Source organism: Novosphingobium silvae (assembly GCF_009856825.1).
GTDB lineage: Bacteria > Pseudomonadota > Alphaproteobacteria > Sphingomonadales > Sphingomonadaceae > Novosphingobium > Novosphingobium silvae.
The window spans coordinates 35,180-55,024 of the sequence record NZ_WVTD01000002.1 but is presented as its reverse complement, the minus strand read 5'-3'; the positions used below and the strand labels follow the sequence as shown (position 1 = coordinate 55,024).

The window sequence follows — 19,845 nt, the reverse complement described above, 5'->3', positions numbered from 1 at the left end:
TCAGCTCTCCCGGCCGATGGCTTCGCGGAGTCGCTCAAGCTCCGCCTTGTCGACCAGCCCATTGCGGTTGACGTCAGCCCGGTCGAACAGCGGGGCCGGAGCCGAGCCAAATTCCGCCCGCGTGACGCGCCCGTCGCGGTTCGTATCCGCGCTCGCGATGAAGGCGTTGAGGCGCGCGCCGAGCTGCGGACGCATCTGCGCGATGCGCCCGAAGTCGGACTGGGCGACGGTGCCGTCACCGTTGCGGTCGAGCCGGCTGAACTGCTGCGCGCGCGCCGCCCTGAATTCGGCTTGGGACACCTGCCCGTCACCGTTAGTATCGGCGCTTTCGAAGACGTCGAGTTGGCCCATCTGGGCCATGGCGGGCGTCGAGCAGACTAGGATTGCGGGAATAATCAGAAGACGGGCTTTCATCAAATGTCCTTTTTCGAAAAGGAGGCCGCGCCGCGCGGGGGCTGAGCGGCGCGGCCTCACGCGGCCCAGGGAGGGGGGCTGCCGCGTCTGGGGAAATTAGCGCGGGACGGTGGTACCCTCGACGGTGGCGGTGTCGCCGCCAACGCCGGTCCGGGAGGACGAGTAGCTCACGCTCCCGTCGGCATTGCGCGTCGCCGTCGTCGAGTGGCCGAAGCTGGTGCCGTCGCCGAGCGTCGTCGTGCGACCGCCGGAATAGCTGCCGTCACCCCAGGTCCGCCCGGCGCTGGTCGATGCGCTGCGGCCATCAATGGTGGTGATCTGCCCGCTGGTCGAGGTGTTGCCGGCCTGGCGCGAAGCAGACCTGTTGGCATCATAGCCATGGCCGCCATTGGTCCGGACGCTGCGCGACGCGGCCACATTGCCGTCCCCGCGGCTAATCGAACGCTGCTTCACGAAGCCACCGCCGTTCGCGCCCTGGACGTTCACCGACCGGGACCGGGGCTGTGCCTCGGCTGCAACCGCCAGCCCCGAGGTTAGCAATGCGAAGCTGCTTGCGATCAAAATCTGCTTTCTCATATCACACTCCTTTGAAACGGCGATCATCCTGCGCCGGACCTCGAAGTAGCTGGGCTGCGTAAGCGGCGTGCTTCATCGGGAAGGCAAAGAGTAACGAAGCGTAACCGGCCACTATGGATGCGCCTGAACCGGTTGGGAGGGCTCGGAGAGGATGCGACCGTCGGAAAGCTCGATGACCCGGTCGAACAGATCCAGCGAGCGCGGATCGTGGGTGACGACCATGACGCAGGCGCTGCGCTCGACGGCGATGCGCCTGAATAATTCCATCACCTGCCGCCCCCGCACGCTGTCGAGCGCCGCAGTGGGCTCGTCGGCCAGAATGAGGGGCGGATCATTGGCGAGCGCACGCGCGACCGCGACGCGCTGCTGTTCGCCCCCCGACAGGCGCGAGGGACGATTGTCTATGCGATGGCCAAGATCGAGCGCCCCCAGCAGCTGGGTTGCATAGCCCCGCGCAGCCCTGGCCTCGACATCCGCGATCTCGAGCGCGATCGACACATTCTCCGTGGCCGTCAGGAACGGGATGAGATTCGCCTTCTGAAAGACGAAGCCAATATGATCGCGCCGAAAACCCCGCAGCTTGTCGAGATCGGCGCCCGGATAAGAGACGAGGCGATCACGAATGTATATCTCGCCGGCGCTCGGCGGCTCGAGCAACCCGCAGATGAGGAGAAGCGTGCTCTTGCCCGATCCGCTTGGTCCCATGATGCCGATCAGCTCGCCGGCATGGGCCTCCAAAGATGCGCCGTCCAGCGCGCGCACAACCGTTTCGCCGCTCTGGTAATGGCGCGCGGCGTTGCGGACGCTGAGCAACGGCGCTCCAGTCACGAGAGCACCTCTTGCGCCCGGACCTTCAAGGCCTGGGCGATGCCGAACCAGCTGGCGACCAGGCAGATCACGCACAGGATCGCGAAAAATATACCGAGATCCTGGGGCAGCATGACGATACGCCGCGGGAAGTTCGGGAAAGTGAGATGCGAAAGGAGCATCGCGAGCCCGAACCCGAACAGGCCGATCAACCCCGCCTGCTGGAGGATCATCGCGACGATCGCCGAGTTCCGCGCCCCCAGCAGCTTGAGCAAGGCGATCTGGTGCAGCTTCTCCATCGTCAGCATGTAGATGATCAGCGAGATGACGATCGCGGTAACCAGCAGGAGCACCGAGGCGAAGGCGAGGATTTGCAGGCGAAGCCGCCACAAGCGCTGATTGAGAAGGAGATCACGCTGCTCGGCGCTGCTCAGGACATTTGTGTCGCCCCAAGCGAGGATCGCCGCCTTGATGCGGGCCACATCGGCGCCGGGAGCGAGGCCGACCAGGACCGCCGCGATCTTGCTGTCCTGCGGCACTGAACTCGGGCTGGCGCCGTCCCCTTGGGGTGCGGCGTTGCCCGATGTCTCGCGGGCGAGCAGTACCTGCTCGCTCGGTCGGCGCGACGCGATTGCGGTGGCATCGTTGATCGATACGAACAGGAGCCCGTCGCCCGCCGAATCGACAAGGCCATGAGTGAGGCCGACGATCCGGTAATCGTCCTTGGCGAGGCGGATCGTGGCGCCGAGCGGAAGGCCGACGCTGTCATCGGCGATAGCCTCGAAATGACTCGCCTCAAGATGGCGGCCCGCTTTGAGTTCGAACCACGCGCCATCGTCCCTGGGATAATCGAGCCCCGTGATGGTGGCGCGGCGAACCTTCCCGGCAAAGGAGAATTGCTGGCTGAACTGAACGAAGCGCCTCACCGAGGCGATGCCCTCAACCCCCTCGACCCGGCGGTCCATCGTGGAGGAGATCGATGACCCCTCAGCAAAAGGGCCGACCCGTTCGCCTTGAACAACCCAGAGATCGGCGCCGATATGGTCGATCACCAGCAGTGCGTCGGCGACGATTCCGCGATAAAGGCCGATCGCGCCGATCGCGCCCATCAGCAGGAAGCCGATGCCGAGCGCCGTAAGCGCGAAGCGCGCCAGATTGAACCGGATGTCCTTGATTGCGAGGTTCATCGGTCGTCGTCACCCTGACGGGCCACGGGCATGAACGGATAGCTATCCTCGGGCGAAAGAAGGATGTCGCCCGGCGCGAGACCACGGCGCACCTCCAGCCTGCTTCCCCGCGTGCCCGTGAGTTCGATGCTCCTGCGGCGCGCCCGACCTCCCTCCAGGACCCAGACGTTCGGCTGAATCCCGTTCCACTCCACGAAGGCGGCGGGCACGACGAGGGCGCGCGGTTTGGCCGAAAGGACGATCTCCACATTGGCGCGCTGGTTGATCGCCCAGTTGGATGGGAGCCGATCGGCGACAATGTCGGCGGTGAATTCGCGTGTCTCGGGATCCACCGACCTGCCGAGACGCAGCACCTTGCCCGTAACCGCGCGGCGGGCATCGAAGGCGAAACGAATGCGGGCAGGCTGTCCCGGACGCACCGCGCCGATCGCGCTTTCATCGAAGCGGGCTGTGAGGACGATGCTTTCAGGATCGACGATCTCAAGAATGGATGCGCCGGCGCTCAGCACGTCGCCGACATTTCTGTTTCGTACCGATACGATCCCGCCGAACGGAGCCCTGACGCTCGCCAGCCCGAGTTGCGCTTCATCGACGCGAACGCTGGCCGCAGCTGCGTCGGTCTGCGCCCGCGCGCGCTGCGCCGCCTGCCGCAGCCCGGCGACGCGCGCCTCGCTTTCGCGCAACGTCGCCTCGGCCTGCTCGTAGCTCGCCCGCGACACCCAGCCCTTTTCCTTCAGCTCGGCTTGACGACCGAACGCGGAGCGGGCGTTGGTGAGCGTGGCCTGCGCGCTCTCGACATTGGCGTCCGCCTCCTGCTGCGCACCCTGCGCCCCCTGGAGATTGGCGCGCGAGGCGGACAGGATGTTTCGCAGATCTTCCTGTTCGATGGTGGCAATCAGCTGGCCGGGCACGACCCTATCGTTGCGATCGATCAGTATCTGCGTCAGCCGCCCGGCCACGCGCGAGCTCACATTGGCCTTGTTGATCGCATCGAGCGTCGCAGGGCCCGAGACGGAGACCTCTAGCGCCTCCCGTTTCACACGATAGCTGCTCACCTGCTGGGGCCAGGCATAGCGCCAGGCGAGCGCGACTAGGGCGAGCAGGATCATCCCTGCGGCGCACCAGAAAAGCACGGGACTGATGCGCCGCGTCCGGGGGGGTGGTCGCTGGAGTGTCAAGCGATTGGCGGACGGGTCGTCGGTCATTCGGGTCGCGCGGTCCATGATACGAAGGGCCGCGTCCATTCGGTCCGAGGCATTTTTCCGGAAATGGGCAATGACGCGACCGTGTAAGCGGCCGGCTACATATCCGTTGCGAAATGTATCGAAGAGTAACGGAGCGCCTCGCCTATTTCCCTGGCGGCTCACGCAAGGCAAAAAGGTGCCCATGGAGAATAGTCTCATTGCGGTCGTCGAGGACGATCGGGAAATACGCACGATGATCGTCGAGCTGCTGGCCCGTGAGGGCTTCACGCCCGCCGGATGCAAGTCGGCGGAAGAATTCGATAGGCTGCTCGAGCGGCAGCGGGTCGACCTCGCCATCCTCGACGTGATGATGCCGGGCGAGGACGGCCTTTCGCTCTGTCGCCGCTTGCACGCGCGCGGCGACGTACCGGTCCTGATGGTCACGGCGAAGAGCGAGGACGTTGATCGGATCGTCGGCCTCGAAATCGGCGCCGACGACTATCTGACCAAACCGTTCAACCCGCGCGAGCTGGTTGCGCGCGTTCGCGCGATTCTGCGCCGAACCCGCGACGTCAACCGCGTTAGTGCACCGCTTTCGGTCGAACGATACCGCTTTGGCGAATGGCTGTTCGACGCAGGCTGCCGGTCGCTCGTCGATCCGGACGGGGAGCCCGTCGATCTCACCGGCGGCGAGTTCGAGCTGCTGCTGAGCTTCGTCACCCATCCCCAGCGCGTGCTCAACCGCGATCAGCTGCTCGACTGGACCCGCGGACGCAACGCCATCCCCTATGACCGGTCGATCGACGTCCAGCTCAGCCGGTTACGCCGCAAGCTGGGACAGCACCCATCGGGCGACCTCCTCGTCAAGACCGTGCGCGGCGGCGGCTACATCTTCGCCGCACGCGTCGAGAAGGCCTGAGCGGGTGAGCGTCTCGGCCAACCTTTCCTTCCGGATCGCCGCGGTCCTCATCGGCGGCTTCGTGCTGTTGCAGCTGGTGGTGGGAACCGTGATGCTGCTGCCGAGCGAGGTCTACGAACGGCGAGCCTCGAACCTGCCGCCGCCCGACCAGGTGCGGGCGATGGCAGCCACGCTGGAGAACATCCAGCCCGAGCTGCGGCCCGCCGCGCTCGCAGCCTTCGACGATTCGCTGTTCCAGGTGCGGGTGGTTGCGGAACTTCCGAGCGTCGAGCGGGAGCAGTCCGGCAGGCTGTCGGAACAGCGGCGCGCCTATCTGGCCGCCTTGTCGGATCGGCCGGTGCTGCTCTGGCGCGACGAGGCCGTCATTCATCGGCCGCTGCGCGACCAACCTGGTCCACTAAACTATATCGATCCGACGCAATTGGCGGTCGGACTCAGCGACGGGCGATGGCTGCTGATCGACAGCCGTCCCTCCTTGCTCCTTCAGGCATTCCTACGGCGGCGCGCTTTCCTCTCGGTCGCGTTCGGAGCGGTCGTTCTGTTTGCGCTCTGGCTTGCAGTCCGGCAGACGACGCGCCCGCTCGTGCGGCTTTCGCGTCGCATCAGGACGTTCGCGGCGGAGCTCGACGCGCCCGATCTGCCGGTAACAGGCGCGCAGGAACTGCGCGAGCTTAGCGCCGCCTTCAACGACATGAAGGCACGAATTCGTGGGCTCATGGAGGAACGGACGAGGCTTCTCGCCGCCATTGCCCACGACATGCGCACCTATCTCACGCGACTGCGCCTTCGTACGGAATTCATCGATGATGAGAGCCATCGTGCCCGGGCAGCAAGCGATCTTGCCGAGATGCACGATCTTCTGGAGGACACGCTGCTGTTCGCGCAACAGGCCTCGTCGACGGAAACCAAACTCTCGATCATCGATCTGGGCGAGGAGCTGGCGCGCATCGTCGAGACCAGAGTGGAGATGGGCGAGAATGTGCGCCTCGATCCGAACGAGCAGGACTTGGTCGTTCGCGCCGCGCCGCTGGGCCTGCGCCGGATCCTGGCCAATCTGATCGACAATGGCCTGCGCTATGCGCACAACGTCCAACTGCGGGCTGAGCAAACGACGGTTGGAATCGTGCTGATCGTCGAGGATGATGGCCCGGGCGTCCCGCCAGAAGCGATCGCCACGCTGGGTGAGCCGTTCAATCGCATCGATCCATCGCGAGATCGCTCGACGGGTGGTGCTGGGCTGGGATTGGCGATCGTTCACGCGCTGGCCGAGCGCAGCCACATCGGCGTGCGCTTCGAGAACAAGGTGCCGACAGGCTTCCGGGTCACGCTCACATTCGGATTGCCCGATAGCCCCGAGGCGGGCTGAACGACCGGATCAAGCAAATCACAGCACGCTCCCGTTACCTTTCGATACGATCCCTTACCGAGCGAACATGCCGGCGTTGCGAATCTAGGCGATCAGGATCCTCAGCAGAAAGGATCTTGATCAATGCTTCCTCTCCTCTCGCTCCAGCGGTCAATGCCTGGAGGTCCACATGCCCGCGGTCGAATGAGCGCAATGGCAGCCGCATCGCTGTGCCTGATCGCTGTGCCGCCATCGGCGGTTCAGGCGCGCGGTCCGGCGATGCTCGTTCCCGTTCAGCTTGGAGCCGAGACCGCCCGCTATCATCAGGGTGTGCCGACCCTGCATCTCGAGACGCCGACCGGTGCGGTAGAGGTGCGACCGCTGCCTGTCCGCGATGGGCAGCTCTCCTTCGCCGTTGCCGTCTACAACAAGGGCGACGCGCCCGCGAACTTCGGGCCGGAGAATGTCTGGAGCTCGATCGGTCCCGTGCTCACCAAGGAGCAGCTGAAAGACGGTGTGCGCCGCCGGGCGAGGGGCGCCAAAATCGCGACGGTGATCATCGCGGGCACGCTGGCGGGGGTGGCGTCCACCGCCTCCAGCCACGGCACTTACTATGGTTGGGCTCGTACACCACGCGGGCCGGTTCCGACCGCGATCCGTTGGGAGGACCATAGTGTCGGCGTGCTCGGCGCAGCGGCCGCCGTCGGCGGAGGAGCGCTTGCCATCCACGCCATCGACCGCCGCCTCGGCCATACGCTCGACCAGTTCGAAAGCGAAATTCTCCAGACCAACACAGTCGATCCAGGCGCCAGCTTCGGCGGGATGGCGATCATTCCGATCGAACGGCGGCAGCCTCTTGCGCCGGATATCCGGCTCACGGTCCGCTGGAACGGTGCCGACTATCCGTTCGCTTTCCGGCCGACCGGGGCCGACGCGCCGGCCCCTCAGCCGTTCGAGTCCGCGACGCCGAGGGATTATCAGATAGAACCGCAGTCCGATCCGCGGTGAGGCAAGTTCGCGGTAGCAGGCCAGAGGGCACCCGCCCGTGTGATCATGATCGCTCGATGCCGCAATGTCAGCCGCCGAGCAGGGACGCCGCGGTCCTCCCGGGTTCTGCGGCTCGTCGGCAGGTCCACACTGCAGAAGCGGTGCCCCCCGACATGGTATCATCAACCTGCGCGCTATTTGGCGATGTCGGGGATTCAAGGGGGTATATTTTCGCGCCTGTCTCCATTTCCGATGATTCAGGCGCAGTCGCGGGATCGATGACAATCAAAACTTGGCGCGCGATGACGCGCGAGAGGTTCCGAACGTCGCCAGCTGTTCCTCCGCGTGCATCAGCGGCAATGCCGATGACCGAGCCGATGACCAGATGGAGCAGCTTTCCGGTCGCGGCAGTGGCGCCGGCCGGCAGGATCAAGCCTGGTTTGCTTCCGCTTGTCGCACGCGCGGCGAGGTCAAGGATGGCGCCGTCCCGCGATCACAAGCGAGCAACGACAACAAGCGTCGACTCGCCCGCGCCCAGGCCGACGATCACGCGCTTCGCTCCCGCGCCACGATTTTGTTCCACAATGCTCAAGTCGAGCCGCACGTCACCATAGGCGGCGTCTGGGAAAGTAGACGCGCTCCTCGCCTGTACGCCGCGCTTGCCCAGGTCTTCGACGACCTGGCGCTCGAGCGCCGAAGCGATACGTTGAAGCGACGGAGCGATCTGCTGCGCGAGCGCGGCATGGACGACGATCTCTACGGAACGCGGCGGCATCGGCGAGCGCGCAGACATATCGGTAATCTTCGCGCCGGCACAGGCCGCCAGCAGCAAGAGGGTTGCCGACGCAGCGCCGATACGCGCCCTCCCTGGCACGGAGCCCGTATCGACGCACCGGCCCGTACGATATGCAAACGGCATCTTGAACATAGCTGACTCCGCACGAAATCGATCGCGCCCACGGGTCCGGCCCTTTGAACCCCTTCTGTCAGCGCGACAGCTGTTTCACCGATGGTGGGAGCAGGAAGCATTCCTCTCTCATGGATCTGCAAGGCAGATCGGAGAGCGTTCCGCCGTCCACTAGAGCGGCCGCCCTGGCTTGTCCCTCCGGCCACAGGATCGTCGCGATCAATGTCCCATCGGATGCGGTCGCGAGCAGCGATGCGGCGGCGCCGCTCTGTTTCCGCATTGCCAGCATGGCAATGTTCCACGCCATCTTGAACTCGCCCTTCCGCGTTTCCTCGACATCCCAGAAGTAGAGCGCCGCGAACGGCAAGGGCGATTCAGGATCGATGACGGCAGGCCGCGGCGCTCCGTGATCGTCGAGCCCTTCAGCTTGCACGCTCACCAGAACACCGGGCCCAGGCGGACGATCACGCCGGTGCGTCCCGCCACCAGGGCAGTGCGGTTTCCGACGAAAATCCAGCTATGGCCGACCGGTGCGACCGGGAGCCCGTAGACCGCCGGCACCGGCACATAGTAGCGGCGTAAGGAAACTGGTACGATCGCGCCAATCGTCCATGGGCGCGCATAGTAAGGCGCGGTCACCGGAAAATAGCCATAGCCGGGCGCGAAATAGTATCCGCGCCGAGGTCCCCAATAGCCGGCTGGTGGCAGCGGTCTGTGCCACGCGTCGACGGTCGCCCTGCGTGTCACCGTGCCGCCGTTCGGGCCGGTCACGGTTCGGCTTCCGGAATAGTAGCCGCCGCCCCAGGCTGCGCTCCGCGACGCTTCAAAATGACGGCCATCATTGGTGTCGAGGCTACGCTCGACCGACGCGCCACCCGGACGACGCTCGACCGAGCGCTGAACGGTTCCGCCGCGCCCGTGCGGCCCCTGTACGCTCACCGATCTCTCCCTCGACTGCGCCAAGCTGGGCGAACTGGACAGCGCCAACGCGCTCACGGCCACAACGGGCACCAACCATCTGAACATGATGCTGACTCCTTGCGAAAACTGATCCCTGTCAGCCTCGTCTATGGAGTGGCGCGGTAATCCCAATAATACCGCACGGTAACAGCAGGTAACAAAGTGTATGAGAGCGGGCTGCTACGGTGCCGAGGCCAGCCAGATGCCGACGGCCGGGTTCGATCTCACAGCACGAATCTGTCCTAGGGTCCAAACCCAATCAGCCTCTTGAAAATCGGCGTGCGCATTGATTCAGGAGGTCTCCGCTGAGGCAGGAGGCTTTGAGAATGTCGCGTTCGTTGTTCTGGTTATCGGATGAAGCTTGGGCTGCCATCGAGCCGCACTTGCCGATGAACCAGCCCGGCGCGCGGCGGGTCGATGATCGCAGGGTGATCTCGGGCATCATTCACATGCTCAAGTGTGGCGGTCGCTGGGCCGACTGTCCTGCCGAATACGGCCCGTCGACGACCGTCTATAATCGCTGGAACCGGTGGAGCCGCCGGGGCATCTGGACCCGCATTCTGGCGGCGCTGACGGAGGAAGGCTGGATTGCCGAAACCGGTCAGATCGACAGCAGCTACATCAAGGCCCACCGCAGCGCCGGTGGGGCAAAGGGGGGGCGCGAGCCAATGCCATTGGGATCTCGCGTGGCGGCCGGACAACGAAGATCCACGCCCTTGTCGATGTTCTGGGAAGGCCGCTCCGCCTCGTCCTGACGCCTGGCAACACCTCGGATGTGAAAGGGGCCGACATTCTGATCGGCGAGACCACCGGCATGAAGCGGGTGATCGCCGACCGCGGTTACGATGCCAACCGTATCAGGGCCACCTTGCGCGAACAGGGCACGATCCCGGTCATCCCAGGGCGGCGCAACCGCAAGCGCCCGATCCAGTACGACGAACGCCGCTACAAAGATCGATGGCGGGTGGAGGCGATGTTCTGCCGCCTCAAGGACTTCCGCCGCATCGCTACACGCTACGACAAGCTCGCCAGAAACTTCCTCTCAGCCGTAAGCCTCGCAGCTGCCGTGGCCTTCTGGCTCTGAACGAGTCTGGACCCTAAGGACAATCTCAAAGCATGCTGAATACCCTTTGTTACACAACCTCATTCGGGCGAAATAGAAGGATTCAAATGTGCGTCTTCGAGTTCGGAGATGTCATATGCGACAAAGGATCATAGTGATTGCGCTTCTTGGCGGACTCTCAAGCTTGGGCAATCCCCAGGCGGCGAGCGCCAAAAATGCCTCTCAGGCCCAGGCAATGTTTGTCAGCCCGATGGGAGAGCCATTTCGCCCGTCACCCGACAGCACCGAGCGACCGTTCATGATGTGGTTCACGGCCGCCGACCTCGACCACAATGGCAGACTCGACTCGGCGGAATTCGGGGCTGACGCTCTCCGCTTCTACAAGGTCCTCAACGTGGATGGCGATGAAGAGATCGGACCCGCGGAAATCACGCGCTATGAAGAGGAGATCGTTCCGGAGATCCGCGATCCGTTGCGCGGTCGCTCTATCCCAAGGCCGGGCATGCCTGCCGGTAAGGGTAAGATGGGCGGCGGTGGCCTGGGCGGCATGGGCTCGATGGGCGGCGGTGGCGCGGGCGGCATGGGCTCGATGCGTGGTATGGGTGCTCGAGGCGATATTGCGGATAAGATAGCGAAGGCGCAGAAGATGGCAGCCAATAGGCCTCAGGGGCTAGAACTCTACGGACTGTTGCCCATTCCGCAACCCGTCGCATCGGCTGACACCAACTTCAATCGCGGCATCACCGAAGCTGAATTTCTGAAAGCTGCCCAGCAGCGGTTCCAATATCTCGATCAGGATCAGGACGGTGGCTTTGTCGCCGAAGAGGCTCTCCAGATCATTAAAGCGAGAAGGCGGCGGCGGTGATCTATTGCTGTCGGTTGGCGTGGGCAGGAGACTGCGCTGCAAGCAGTCGTGTTTGCGACCAGCTTGCGGCGGTGAACTGAGGCAGACGGCGCCTTGGCGGCATTGGAGCAGTAAGAGGGCCTGTCCGGCGCTGGGCGCGAAAACCGCGGAAGACCGCCATCGCCTATTCTAGCGTCGCCTTCGGCTATGGTCGACAACGCGCTGCGGTAATGCTTCCACGGTCACGGTTTGGATCGAACGAGCCGACAGCAGACCCTACCGTCGCTCATCGACGACGGACCGGCGTCGCTCCCGCTGATCGGGCGTGGCTCGGAGCCGCCTATGCACGGCTCGATCCCTTGCGCGCCGGCGGGAGCGGCGGCGCCGAGCTCGGCCTCGCGATCGTGCGTGCGCTGGCCGAGGCGATGGGCGGCACCGTCGCCTCCGGTCCGACCCGGCAGCCGACTACACGTCGAGGTCGCCTTGCTCACCGCCGAACGGAGAGCTGAGCCGATGGCGTGGCAGGCATCGGGCCCACAGGTCGGGCAGGCCGGCCTTCCCGGGCAATCGAGCAGCGCGCGGGTCGATTTTTTTCGATCGGCGCGACGGATGGCCGGCGCTGATCCGTTCAAGCCCTGTCGGTCGCGCAAGTGCCGGCGGGTAATTGCGTCATGGGAGACTTGGACATGAAGATGGTCATCGCGGCCCTGGCCGGGCTTGGCATCGTCGCGGCGGTGCCGGCGTCGGCGCAGGTCAATGGACGCCAGCACCACCAGCGCGACCGGATCGCGCAGGGCTGGAAATCGGGCGAACTCACTGGCCGCGAGGCGACGCGGCTCGGCCGCCAACAGTATCGGATCGGTCGCACCGAGGCACGGATGCGGGCTGATGGCGGCGGGCTTGGCCCACGCGAGCGCGCACGGCTGCACGCCCGTCAGGATCGGGCAAGCGCCAGCATCTACGCCAAGAAGCACAATCGCCGGGACCGTTGACATGATCGGGCTCAGAGTATCGCCGAGTGTCCTGATGGCTGCGGGCATGATCGCCGCGACGCCGGCCGAGGCACAAGATCGCGACAATAATCCTCCGGGGCCACGCGGCGGACCGGGCACCAACTGGGAAAATCCGCGGGGTCCGAGCGGGGGTCTTGGCGCGTCGCCCGACCGGCGGCGGTTCGTGATCCGCGGCCGGCCGGTGGTGTTTGTGCTTCGCCCGGGCGGCTATTATTATCACGCCGGTCATGGCTACTGGCATCCCCCGTTGGGGCTGGTGGAACCAGGCGCGCCGCTGCTGGCTCGACCGCGACGGCAACCCGCCTGGCCCCCGTGGCGGACCCGGGACGAACTGGGAGAATCCGCCCGGCTGGCGCGGCGGACCCGGAGCCTCGCCCGATCGCTATGGAAGGTGCCGCTGATGCGTATGAAGATACCTCTGATATTCTCGAGCGTGATGGCGCTCGCCACCCCCGCCGCCGCCGCGCCGCAAGGCGTCGACCTGGCGACATTCCAGGCGGCGGCGCGCACGCGGCTGCTCCAGGCCGACACCAACGGCGACGGACGGCTTGCCAAGGCCGAATGGACCGCGCGGCGGCAAGCCGCTGGGGCCGAAGTCAAAGGCGATCCGGCGAAGATGTTCGACCGGATCGACGCCAACCGCGATGGCGCGCTCGATACTGCCGAGCTCGACGCTCTGCTGGCCCGCCGCTTTGTGCGGATGGACGCTGACAAAGACGGCCTCCTCACTGCCGACGAACGCCGCGCGGTCCGGGGGAGAGTGGGCGATTGAGGTCGCCCGGAGTCCGGGTCCTTGACCGCTCCTCCCGGCGAGGATCCCGATGCGGCGCTGCTCACGCTTGTCGGGAAGGGCGACGGCGGTGCGGCGCGCGAGATGGTCGCGCGCAAGCTGCCGCGCCTGCTCGCGCTGGCGACGCGGATGCTGGGCGACGCTGCGGAGGCGGAAGATGTCGCGCAGGAGAGCTTCGTGCGCCTCTGGCGGCAAGCGCCACACTGGCGGCCGGGCGCGGCACGCTTCGACACCTGGCTGCACCGCGTCGCGCTCAACCTGTGCTACGACCGGCTGCGGCGGCGGCGCGAAGTGGCGACGGACAACGCGCTCGACCGGCTCGACCCGGGGCCGGCGCCCGACGCCGGTCTGGAGGAAGCGGGTATTTCGGCGGCGGTCGCGGCAGCGTTGCAGGCTCTTCCAAAACGCCAGCGCGAGGCGATCGTGCTGCAATATTATCAGGAACTGTCCAATGGCGAGGCCGCCGCGGCGATGGGCGTGAGCGTGGAAGCGCTCGAAAGCCTGCTGTCGCGCGCCCGGCGCGCGTTGCGTACCCTGCTCAAGGAGGACGCCGATGACCAATGATGCAGCGATGACGCCCGAGCGCTTCGCCGCATTGGCCGATGCCTATGGCGCGGATTTGCGCCGCTGGCCATCGCACGAGCAGGACGCGGCCCAGGCCATGCTTGCGACCGATCCCGCAAATGCCCGCGATGTTCTCGCGCGCGCCGCGACACTCGACGGACTGCTCGATCGGCACCGGGTCCCCGCGCCATCGTCGGCGCTGATCGGCCGCATCCTGTCATCCGCGCCACAGCCCGGCCTGCTTTGGTCGCGCGCGAAGCTGTGGTGGTCCGGGCTTGGTCTGGCGGGCATCGGGCTTGCCGGCGCCGTGACCGGCGCGCTCGCCTTGTCGCTGGCGACGCCGGCGCTGCTCGATCATCGCAGCACCGGACTGGCGGAGGAACAGACCATCTTCGGCGAAGTCGACCTTGACGGGACCGCCCCATGAGCAGCCGCACGTTGCGCATCGTGCTGATCGTCTCGCTGATCCTCAACGTCTTCGTGATCGGCGGCGTGGTTGGCGCGGCCATCATGTGGAAGCGGGTCGATGCGCAGCGCCCGCTCGCGGGGATCGGCCGCCCCGCGCGGCTGCGCCAGGCGGCCGAGGCGCTCGCGCCCGAGAACCGGCGGGCGCTGCGCCAGGCGGTTCGCGCCGCCGCCCAGTCGCTCAAGCCCGAAGTGGAGCGCGCACGGGGGGCGCGGCGCGAAGCCGGACGGCTGCTCGTCCAGCCCGAGCTCGACCGCGCCGCGCTCGATGCCACGCTGGGCCGCGCGCGCGCCGCCGATATCGCCATTCGCACGCGCCTGGAAACCGCGGTTGTCGACGTCGCGTCGCGACTTCCGGCCGACGAGCGAATCGCCCTTGCCGAAGGTCTCGACCGGTCGGGCACGCTGCGCCGCTCGAGGGAGGCGCGACCCCAGCCGAACCGGCCCTGAGGAAAATCGCTTTCGCCGCGACGGATTTACGCGTTGCCAACGTTGAAGGCGGGAAGGAGACCGGAGTGACCGCAGCTGCCATTGCCCTCAACCGCTTCGGCCTGGGCGCGCGTCCCGATCAGGCGGCGCTCGACCGCCCCCAAGCCTGGCTGCTCGCCCAGCTCGACCGCTACGAGCCGCGGCCGGCTGCGATCGCGGCGCTTCCGCCGACGTCCACGATCGCCGGAAACCTCAGCGACTATCTGGAAATGCAACGCCAGAACCGGTGCCAAAAAAGGGACGAAAATCCGGGGACGATGGCGGACCGGCCGCAAACGCCGCAGCGTCGCCGCGCGGCCGGCTATGCGCCGCCGCCGATGAGCGGCGAGCCGATGGCCGGTGAGGCCGGCCTGCAGGACAAGGGTGGAATCGGGGCAATGGCCGAGCGGGGCACGGCCGCGCCGCGCGATCCGGTCGCGCAGGCACGCCGCTTCGCGCGCGATCAGGCACGCAGCTATTATATGGGCGCGGTCGCGGCGCGCGCGCAGACGGCGCTGACCAGTCCTTCGCCCTTCGCCGAGCGGCTCGTGCATTTCTGGGCGAACCATTTCGCGGTTTCGGTCGACAAGCTCGTCGTTATCGGCTTGGCCGGTCAGCTCGAGTTCGAGGCGATCCGCCCGCATGTGATGGGCAAGTTCGGCGACATGCTGCAGGCAGTCGAGCGTCATCCCGCCATGCTGCTTTACCTCGATCAGGCAGCGTCGATCGGGCCCAATTCGACCGGCGGCCAGATCGCAGCGCGCCGCCAGAATGCCGGGCTGAATGAGAATCTCGCGCGCGAGATTCTCGAGCTGCACACGCTCGGTGTTCGTACCGGCTATGGCCAGGGCGACGTGACCGAGCTTGCCCGCGCGCTCACCGGCTGGACGGTCGCGGGGCTGGGGCGCGGCGCCGGCGCGCGGTTCGTCGGCATCGATGGAGAACCCGGCAGCTTTGTGTTTGCCGCGCGGCTGCACGAGCCGGGTTCGCGCACGGTGCTCGGCCGGCCCTTCGCTCAAGCGGGTGAAGATCAGGCGGCAGCCGTGCTGGACTTCCTTGGCACCCATCCGGCGACCGCCCGACATATCACCACCAAGCTGGCGCGGCATTTCGCCGGCGACGATCCGCCCGTCGCACTCGTCGCGCGGCTCGAAACCGCGTTCCTCAAGACCGGCGGCGATCTGCCGAGCCTCTACCGCGTGCTCGTCGACGCGCCCGAATGCTGGATCGCGCCGCCGGTCAAGTTCAAGAATCCCTGGGAATGGAGCATCGGCGCGATGCGTGCGCTTGGGCTCCGCGAGGTCCAGCCGCAGGCAGTGACCGGATTGCTCACGCAGCTCGGGCAGCCGGTGTGGCGCCCGGGTTCGCCGGCCGGCTGGGACGACGTTGCCGCTAGCTGGGCCGGCCCCGATGCGGTCATGCGCCGCGTCGAGGCGGCCGAGCGCATGGCTGGCCGGATCAGCGACACGCTTGATGCGCGTGCCCGGGCTAGCCAGCTCTTCCCCGCCGCGCTCAGCGACACCACCGCGCAGGCGATCGCGCGCGCCGAAAGCCCCAGCCAGGGCTTGGCGCTGCTGCTCGTCGCGCCCGAATCGATGCGGAGATAAGACCATGCTCAATCGGCGCAGCTTCGTTACCGCGCTCGGCTCGACAGCCATCCTCTTGCCTGGCCTGGGCGGGAGCATGGTCTTCGCCAAGGCGGCGACCGACCGGCGCTTCGTCTTTGTCATCCAGCGGGGTGCCGCCGACGGCCTGGCAACGCTGGCGCCGGTGGGCGACCCCGCCTTTGCCAGCCAGCGCGGCGTGCTGGCGGAAGATTTCGCGCAGGCGACCAAGCTCGACTCGATGTTCGCGCTGCACCCGGCGCTCAGCAATATCAGCGCGCTCTATGCCAGCAACGAGGCGCTTTTCGCGCATGCCGTGGCATCGCCCTATCGCGACCGTTCACACTTCGACGGGCAGAATGTGCTCGAGACCGGCGGCAGCGCCGCCTACAGCGTCAAAAACGGCTGGCTCAACCGGATGCTGGCGCTGCTGCCGCGCGACGAGGCCAAGGGCATCGCCATCGCCGCAACCGTGCCGATGGCGCTGCGCGGGCCGGTCGAGGTGGCGAGCTATGCGCCGTCGACGCTACCCGATGCTTCGGACGATCTGCTCACGCGCGTAGCGTTGCTCTACGCCAATGATCCGCAGCTCCATGCGGTGTGGGAACAGGCCACGGCGACACGGATGCTGACCAGCGACATGGCGGGCGGCGCCGGGCGCAACGCGGCCGCGACCGGCGCGCTCGCCGCCCGGCTGTTGAGCGCCCCTGGCGGGGCGCGGATTGCGATGATCGAATCCGGCGGCTGGGACACTCATGCCCAGCAGCGCGGGCGGCTTGCGGCGCAGCTGCGCGGACTGGACGGCATGGTAGCGGCGCTCAAGCAGGGCTTGGGGCCGCTCTGGGGGAATACAGCCGTGCTCGTTGCAACCGAATTTGGGCGCACAGTGAAGATCAACGGCACCCAGGGAACCGATCATGGCACCGGCTCGATGGCGATGCTGCTCGGTGGCGCGGTGCAGGGAGGGCGCGTCGTCGCCGACTGGCCGGGGCTCTCCGATGCGGCGCTCTACGAGGGGCGCGATCTCAGGCCAACGCTCGAACTCAATGCGTTGATCGGCAGCGCCGTCGCCGGGCATTTTGGGATCGAGGGACCGCGGGCGATGGCGGCATTGTTCCCCGAGAGCAGCCGCGCCCGCGTCATCGACGGACTTGTGCGTGCCTGAAGGCAGGCGATAGCGGCGCTTATGAGAGCCGCGTACGTTTGAATCAGATGAGCCGCTCAAGGCAGATCGAGGGCAAAAGCGCCACAAATCCGGACGTTGACCAAATCCTGCGTTCTTCTTCCTGAGGTGGCGGGTGGAGCACCGCATGAAGCTCGCACGTCCGCTTATGCGCCTCCTTCGCTCGTGACCCAACGCTCCGCGTACGGGCGTAAGCAGTAGCGCTCGCGGCCAGAGTTGGCGGTGAAGAGCGGAGAGCGGCGGCTTCGGGCGGTTCTAAGATAGTATGAGCGGCGATACATATTCGTTATGTTTGTCCTGCACGGGGCACCACTTTTTCCCTACCTTTCAGCATGTATCGAAACCTCTCGATGAGGTTCGCATTGACGTGTTTCAGGGCACAGGGAGGTGATGCTTGTCTTGGCGCAGGTATGGATGCCCAGTGCTGCGCTGGTGTCACGTTCAGCCGCGTGGCTGAACATTGCAAAGCGGCATAAAAAAAGCCCCGCCGAAGCGGGGCCCGTCTTTCACTGGTCCAGGAACGAGCGCATCTTGCGGCTGCGGCTCGGGTGCTTCAGCTTGCGAAGCGCCTTTGCCTCGATCTGGCGGATACGTTCACGCGTGACCGAGAACTGCTGGCCGACTTCTTCCAGCGTGTGGTCGGTGTTCATGCCGATGCCGAAACGCATGCGCAGAACGCGTTCCTCGCGCGGAGTGAGCGAGGCGAGAACGCGGGTGACCGTTTCCTTGAGGTTCGCCTGGATGGCTGCGTCCACCGGGATGATCGCATTCTTGTCCTCGATGAAATCGCCGAGGTGCGAGTCTTCCTCATCGCCGATCGGCGTCTCGAGCGAGATGGGCTCCTTGGCGATCTTCATCACCTTGCGCACCTTCTCGAGCGGCATCGACAGCCGCTCCGCCATTTCCTCAGGCGTGGGCTCGCGGCCCTGCTCGTGCAGGAACTGGCGGCTGGTGCGCACCAGCTTGTTGATCGTCTCGATCATGTGGACCGGAATACGGATCGTCCGGGCCTGATCCGCGATCGAGCGCGTGATCGCCTGCCTGATCCACCAGGTTGCATATGTCGAGAACTTGTAGCCGCGGCGGTACTCGAACTTGTCCACCGCCTTCATCAGGCCAATGTTACCTTCCTGGATGAGGTCCAGGAACTGCAAGCCACGGTTCGTATATTTCTTGGCAATGGAAATCACGAGGCGTAGGTTTGCCTCGACCATCTCCTTCTTGGCAATGCGCGCCTCGCGCTCCGCCTTTTGCACCATGTTGACGATACGCCGGAATTCCGGGAGTGCCATGCCGGTCGCCGCGGCGATGTCGGAGACTTCCGAGCGGATACGTTCAACCGCATCAGCCTCAGCCTCGGCGAAGGCGGCCCACTTCTTGTCACGGGTGGACATCTCGGAGAGCCAGGTGTCGTCAAGCTCCCGGCCCACATAGGTCTCGAGGAAGTCGGCGCGCTTCACCTTGTGCCGTTCGGCAAGGCGCAGCATCTGTCCGCCAAGCGTGGTTAGGCGACGGTTGAAGGCATAGAGATTGTCGACCAGATACTCGATCTTGGTCGCATGGAACTTCACAGATTCCACCTGCGCGGTAAGATCCTCACGCAGCTGCTGGTATTGCTCCTCCTTCGCCGCCGGGAAATCGACGCCGAGGGCAAGGGCATTGAGACGTTCGGACTGCAAGCGCTCGAAGGTCTGGAAGAGGTCGGTGATGAGCTGGAACTTCTCCAGCGCCTCCGGCTTGAGCGCCGCTTCCATCTGGGCGAGGCTGAGGGTGTTGTCCTCCTCCTCTTCCTCGGCTTCGCGCTTCGGGATGGGATTGCCGTCTTCGTCGACTTCTTCGGAGTTATCCTCGTCCGAATCGTCTTCGTCCTTGAACGAGGGACCGGCGGTCTTCTCGCTGATCTCCCCGTCGTCGTCGCCTTCGCCATCCTCGCTGAGGTTTTCGGGCGCCGGCTCCTTTGAAAGCATGGCGTCAAGATCAAGAATCTCGCGCAGCTGCATCTCGCCCGCGTTCAGTGCCTCGGACCACTGGATAATGGCATGGAAGGTGATCGGGCTCTCGCAAAGGCCCAGGATCATCATGTCGCGCCCGGCCTCGATGCGCTTGGCGATGGCGATCTCGCCTTCGCGGCTGAGCAGCTCCACCGCGCCCATCTCGCGCAGGTACATGCGGACGGGGTCATCGGTACGCTCGACCGTTTCCTTCTTCTTCGCGGCGTCCACCATGACGCGCGGCGATACTTCGTCACCATCCGCGTCGGAATCTTCGGCCTCCCGATCATCATCGGGCTGGGCATCGCCGTCCTCGTCGCTCTCGACGATGTTGACGCCCATTTCAGAGATGGCCGCCATGATGTCCTCGATCTGCTCGGAGGACATCTGATCCTGGGGAAGCGCTTCGTTGAGCTCGTCGTACGTGATCACGCCCCGGCGTTTCGCGCGCGCGATCAGCTTCTTGATCGACCCTTCGTTAAGGTCGATCAGCGGCGCATCGGTGCCGTCGTTGGTGTCGCCGGTGTTGTCGTTCTTGCTCATTCTTCCGCCGTTATCCCGTGTGCCTTCGTTC

23 protein-coding genes are annotated in these 19,845 nt (G+C 65.7%); 13 read left to right on the top strand and 10 right to left on the bottom strand.

Annotated features, from left to right (window positions below; all coding sequences use genetic code 11):
- The 5 genes from GR702_RS03160 to GR702_RS03140 form a co-directional block, all read right to left on the bottom strand.
- A complete protein-coding gene (locus tag GR702_RS03160) occupies nucleotides 1-414 on the bottom strand; it encodes an EF-hand domain-containing protein (RefSeq protein ID WP_160984526.1) in 414 nt (137 codons plus the stop codon).
- 96 nt (nucleotides 415-510) lie between these two features.
- A complete protein-coding gene (locus GR702_RS03155; protein WP_160984525.1) occupies nucleotides 511-990 on the bottom strand; it encodes a hypothetical protein in 480 nt (159 codons plus the stop codon).
- A gap of 111 nt (nucleotides 991-1,101) precedes the next feature.
- A complete protein-coding gene (locus GR702_RS03150) occupies nucleotides 1,102-1,803 on the bottom strand; it encodes an ABC transporter ATP-binding protein (RefSeq protein ID WP_202408031.1) in 702 nt (233 codons plus the stop codon).
- Between the two features lie 11 nt (nucleotides 1,804-1,814).
- Nucleotides 1,815-2,984, bottom strand: coding sequence for an ABC transporter permease (locus tag GR702_RS03145; protein ID WP_160984523.1), 1,170 nt, complete (start codon nucleotides 2,982-2,984; stop codon nucleotides 1,815-1,817).
- Nucleotides 2,981-4,189 (bottom strand): efflux RND transporter periplasmic adaptor subunit, encoded by a 1,209-nt coding sequence (locus GR702_RS03140; protein WP_160984522.1) that lies wholly within the window; start codon nucleotides 4,187-4,189, stop codon nucleotides 2,981-2,983. The genes GR702_RS03145 and GR702_RS03140 overlap by 4 nt, the downstream gene beginning before the upstream one ends.
- Nucleotides 4,190-4,370: 181 nt before the next feature.
- Between GR702_RS03140 and GR702_RS03135 the strand changes: the two genes are divergently transcribed.
- From GR702_RS03135 to GR702_RS03125, 3 genes are all read left to right on the top strand, one after another.
- A complete protein-coding gene (locus GR702_RS03135) occupies nucleotides 4,371-5,087 on the top strand; it encodes a response regulator (protein WP_160984521.1) in 717 nt (238 codons plus the stop codon).
- A 4-nt stretch (nucleotides 5,088-5,091) separates the two neighbouring features.
- The gene (locus tag GR702_RS03130; protein WP_160984520.1) at nucleotides 5,092-6,453 is read left to right on the top strand and encodes an ATP-binding protein; all 1,362 of its coding nucleotides are present in this window, start codon (nucleotides 5,092-5,094) and stop codon (nucleotides 6,451-6,453) included.
- 192 nt (nucleotides 6,454-6,645) lie between these two features.
- Complete coding sequence (locus GR702_RS03125; RefSeq protein ID WP_160984519.1) at nucleotides 6,646-7,440, top strand: hypothetical protein; 795 nt, start codon at nucleotides 6,646-6,648, stop codon at nucleotides 7,438-7,440.
- Nucleotides 7,441-7,507: 67 nt separating this feature from the next.
- On the opposite strand, the gene GR702_RS03120 is transcribed toward GR702_RS03125, so the two are convergent.
- The 4 genes from GR702_RS03120 to GR702_RS03105 are packed head-to-tail and all read right to left on the bottom strand — an operon-like array spanning nucleotide 7,508 to nucleotide 9,352.
- Nucleotides 7,508-7,852, bottom strand: coding sequence for a hypothetical protein (locus GR702_RS03120; RefSeq protein WP_160984518.1), 345 nt, complete (start codon nucleotides 7,850-7,852; stop codon nucleotides 7,508-7,510).
- Nucleotides 7,853-7,912: 60 nt separating this feature from the next.
- Complete coding sequence (locus GR702_RS03115) at nucleotides 7,913-8,347, bottom strand: DUF4410 domain-containing protein (RefSeq protein WP_160984517.1); 435 nt, start codon at nucleotides 8,345-8,347, stop codon at nucleotides 7,913-7,915.
- 58 nt (nucleotides 8,348-8,405) lie between these two features.
- Nucleotides 8,406-8,765: a hypothetical protein gene (locus GR702_RS03110; protein ID WP_160984516.1), complete on the bottom strand. Its 360-nt coding sequence runs from the start codon at nucleotides 8,763-8,765 to the stop codon at nucleotides 8,406-8,408.
- Nucleotides 8,762-9,352 (bottom strand): RcnB family protein, encoded by a 591-nt coding sequence (locus GR702_RS03105; protein WP_160984515.1) that lies wholly within the window; start codon nucleotides 9,350-9,352, stop codon nucleotides 8,762-8,764. The genes GR702_RS03110 and GR702_RS03105 overlap by 4 nt, the downstream gene beginning before the upstream one ends.
- 260 nt (nucleotides 9,353-9,612) lie before the next feature.
- On the opposite strand from GR702_RS03105, the gene GR702_RS03100 reads away from it, so the two are divergent.
- The 10 genes from GR702_RS03100 to GR702_RS03050 all read left to right on the top strand — a co-directional run bounded on the left by GR702_RS03100 (nucleotide 9,613) and on the right by GR702_RS03050 (nucleotide 17,262).
- Nucleotides 9,613-10,370 (top strand): IS5 family transposase gene (locus GR702_RS03100; RefSeq protein WP_202408030.1). Its coding sequence is split into 2 segments (ribosomal slippage): nucleotides 9,613-9,946 and nucleotides 9,946-10,370, totalling 759 coding nucleotides; the frame shifts between segments, so codons are not numbered across the junction.
- Between the two features lie 133 nt (nucleotides 10,371-10,503).
- Nucleotides 10,504-11,214: an EF-hand domain-containing protein gene (locus tag GR702_RS03095; protein WP_160984513.1), complete on the top strand. Its 711-nt coding sequence runs from the start codon at nucleotides 10,504-10,506 to the stop codon at nucleotides 11,212-11,214.
- Nucleotides 11,215-11,423: 209 nt separating this feature from the next.
- Complete coding sequence (locus GR702_RS03090; RefSeq protein ID WP_160984512.1) at nucleotides 11,424-11,702, top strand: hypothetical protein; 279 nt, start codon at nucleotides 11,424-11,426, stop codon at nucleotides 11,700-11,702.
- A 177-nt stretch (nucleotides 11,703-11,879) separates the two neighbouring features.
- Nucleotides 11,880-12,185 carry a hypothetical protein gene (locus tag GR702_RS03085; RefSeq protein WP_160984511.1) on the top strand — a complete coding sequence of 102 codons (306 nt, stop codon included), beginning with the start codon at nucleotides 11,880-11,882 and terminating at the stop codon, nucleotides 12,183-12,185.
- A 1-nt stretch (nucleotide 12,186) separates the two neighbouring features.
- A complete protein-coding gene (locus GR702_RS22000; RefSeq protein WP_202408029.1) occupies nucleotides 12,187-12,978 on the top strand; it encodes an EF-hand domain-containing protein in 792 nt (263 codons plus the stop codon).
- Nucleotides 12,979-12,999: 21 nt separating this feature from the next.
- A complete protein-coding gene (locus GR702_RS03070) occupies nucleotides 13,000-13,560 on the top strand; it encodes an RNA polymerase sigma factor (protein WP_160984509.1) in 561 nt (186 codons plus the stop codon).
- On the top strand, nucleotides 13,550-13,987 hold the full coding sequence (locus tag GR702_RS03065) for a hypothetical protein (protein ID WP_160984508.1): 438 nt from the start codon (nucleotides 13,550-13,552) through the stop codon (nucleotides 13,985-13,987). Before GR702_RS03070 ends, GR702_RS03065 begins: the two co-directional genes overlap by 11 nt.
- Nucleotides 13,984-14,475, top strand: coding sequence for a periplasmic heavy metal sensor (locus GR702_RS03060; protein ID WP_160984507.1), 492 nt, complete (start codon nucleotides 13,984-13,986; stop codon nucleotides 14,473-14,475). The genes GR702_RS03065 and GR702_RS03060 overlap by 4 nt, the downstream gene beginning before the upstream one ends.
- Nucleotides 14,476-14,540: 65 nt before the next feature.
- On the top strand, nucleotides 14,541-16,100 hold the full coding sequence (locus GR702_RS03055; protein WP_160984506.1) for a DUF1800 domain-containing protein: 1,560 nt from the start codon (nucleotides 14,541-14,543) through the stop codon (nucleotides 16,098-16,100).
- 4 nt (nucleotides 16,101-16,104) lie between these two features.
- On the top strand, nucleotides 16,105-17,262 hold the full coding sequence (locus GR702_RS03050) for a DUF1501 domain-containing protein (RefSeq protein ID WP_160984505.1): 1,158 nt from the start codon (nucleotides 16,105-16,107) through the stop codon (nucleotides 17,260-17,262).
- 524 nt (nucleotides 17,263-17,786) lie between these two features.
- Here GR702_RS03050 and rpoD read toward each other — a convergent pair.
- Complete coding sequence (gene rpoD / locus GR702_RS03045) at nucleotides 17,787-19,814, bottom strand: RNA polymerase sigma factor RpoD (RefSeq protein WP_160984504.1); 2,028 nt, start codon at nucleotides 19,812-19,814, stop codon at nucleotides 17,787-17,789.
- Nucleotides 19,815-19,845: the final 31 nt, after the last annotated feature.

Bases quoted from the DNA above. Each gene is read 5' to 3' on its own strand.
- GR702_RS03160 (WP_160984526.1), bottom strand. From the start codon at position 414: ATGAAAGCCCGTCTTCTGATTATTCCCGCAATCCTAGTCTGCTCGACG.
- GR702_RS03155 (WP_160984525.1), bottom strand. From the start codon at position 990: ATGAGAAAGCAGATTTTGATCGCAAGCAGCTTCGCATTGCTAACCTCG.
- GR702_RS03145 (WP_160984523.1), bottom strand. From the start codon at position 2,984: ATGAACCTCGCAATCAAGGACATCCGGTTCAATCTGGCGCGCTTCGCG.
- GR702_RS03140 (WP_160984522.1), bottom strand. From the start codon at position 4,189: ATGACCGACGACCCGTCCGCCAATCGCTTGACACTCCAGCGACCACCC.
- GR702_RS03135 (WP_160984521.1), top strand. From the start codon at position 4,371: ATGGAGAATAGTCTCATTGCGGTCGTCGAGGACGATCGGGAAATACGC.
- GR702_RS03125 (WP_160984519.1), top strand. From the start codon at position 6,646: ATGGCAGCCGCATCGCTGTGCCTGATCGCTGTGCCGCCATCGGCGGTT.
- GR702_RS03115 (WP_160984517.1), bottom strand. From the start codon at position 8,347: ATGTTCAAGATGCCGTTTGCATATCGTACGGGCCGGTGCGTCGATACG.
- GR702_RS03105 (WP_160984515.1), bottom strand. From the start codon at position 9,352: ATGTTCAGATGGTTGGTGCCCGTTGTGGCCGTGAGCGCGTTGGCGCTG.
- GR702_RS03090 (WP_160984512.1), top strand. From the start codon at position 11,424: ATGCTTCCACGGTCACGGTTTGGATCGAACGAGCCGACAGCAGACCCT.
- GR702_RS03085 (WP_160984511.1), top strand. From the start codon at position 11,880: ATGAAGATGGTCATCGCGGCCCTGGCCGGGCTTGGCATCGTCGCGGCG.
- GR702_RS22000 (WP_202408029.1), top strand. From the start codon at position 12,187: ATGATCGGGCTCAGAGTATCGCCGAGTGTCCTGATGGCTGCGGGCATG.
- GR702_RS03065 (WP_160984508.1), top strand. From the start codon at position 13,550: ATGACCAATGATGCAGCGATGACGCCCGAGCGCTTCGCCGCATTGGCC.
- GR702_RS03060 (WP_160984507.1), top strand. From the start codon at position 13,984: ATGAGCAGCCGCACGTTGCGCATCGTGCTGATCGTCTCGCTGATCCTC.
- GR702_RS03050 (WP_160984505.1), top strand. From the start codon at position 16,105: ATGCTCAATCGGCGCAGCTTCGTTACCGCGCTCGGCTCGACAGCCATC.
- rpoD (WP_160984504.1), bottom strand. From the start codon at position 19,814: ATGAGCAAGAACGACAACACCGGCGACACCAACGACGGCACCGATGCG.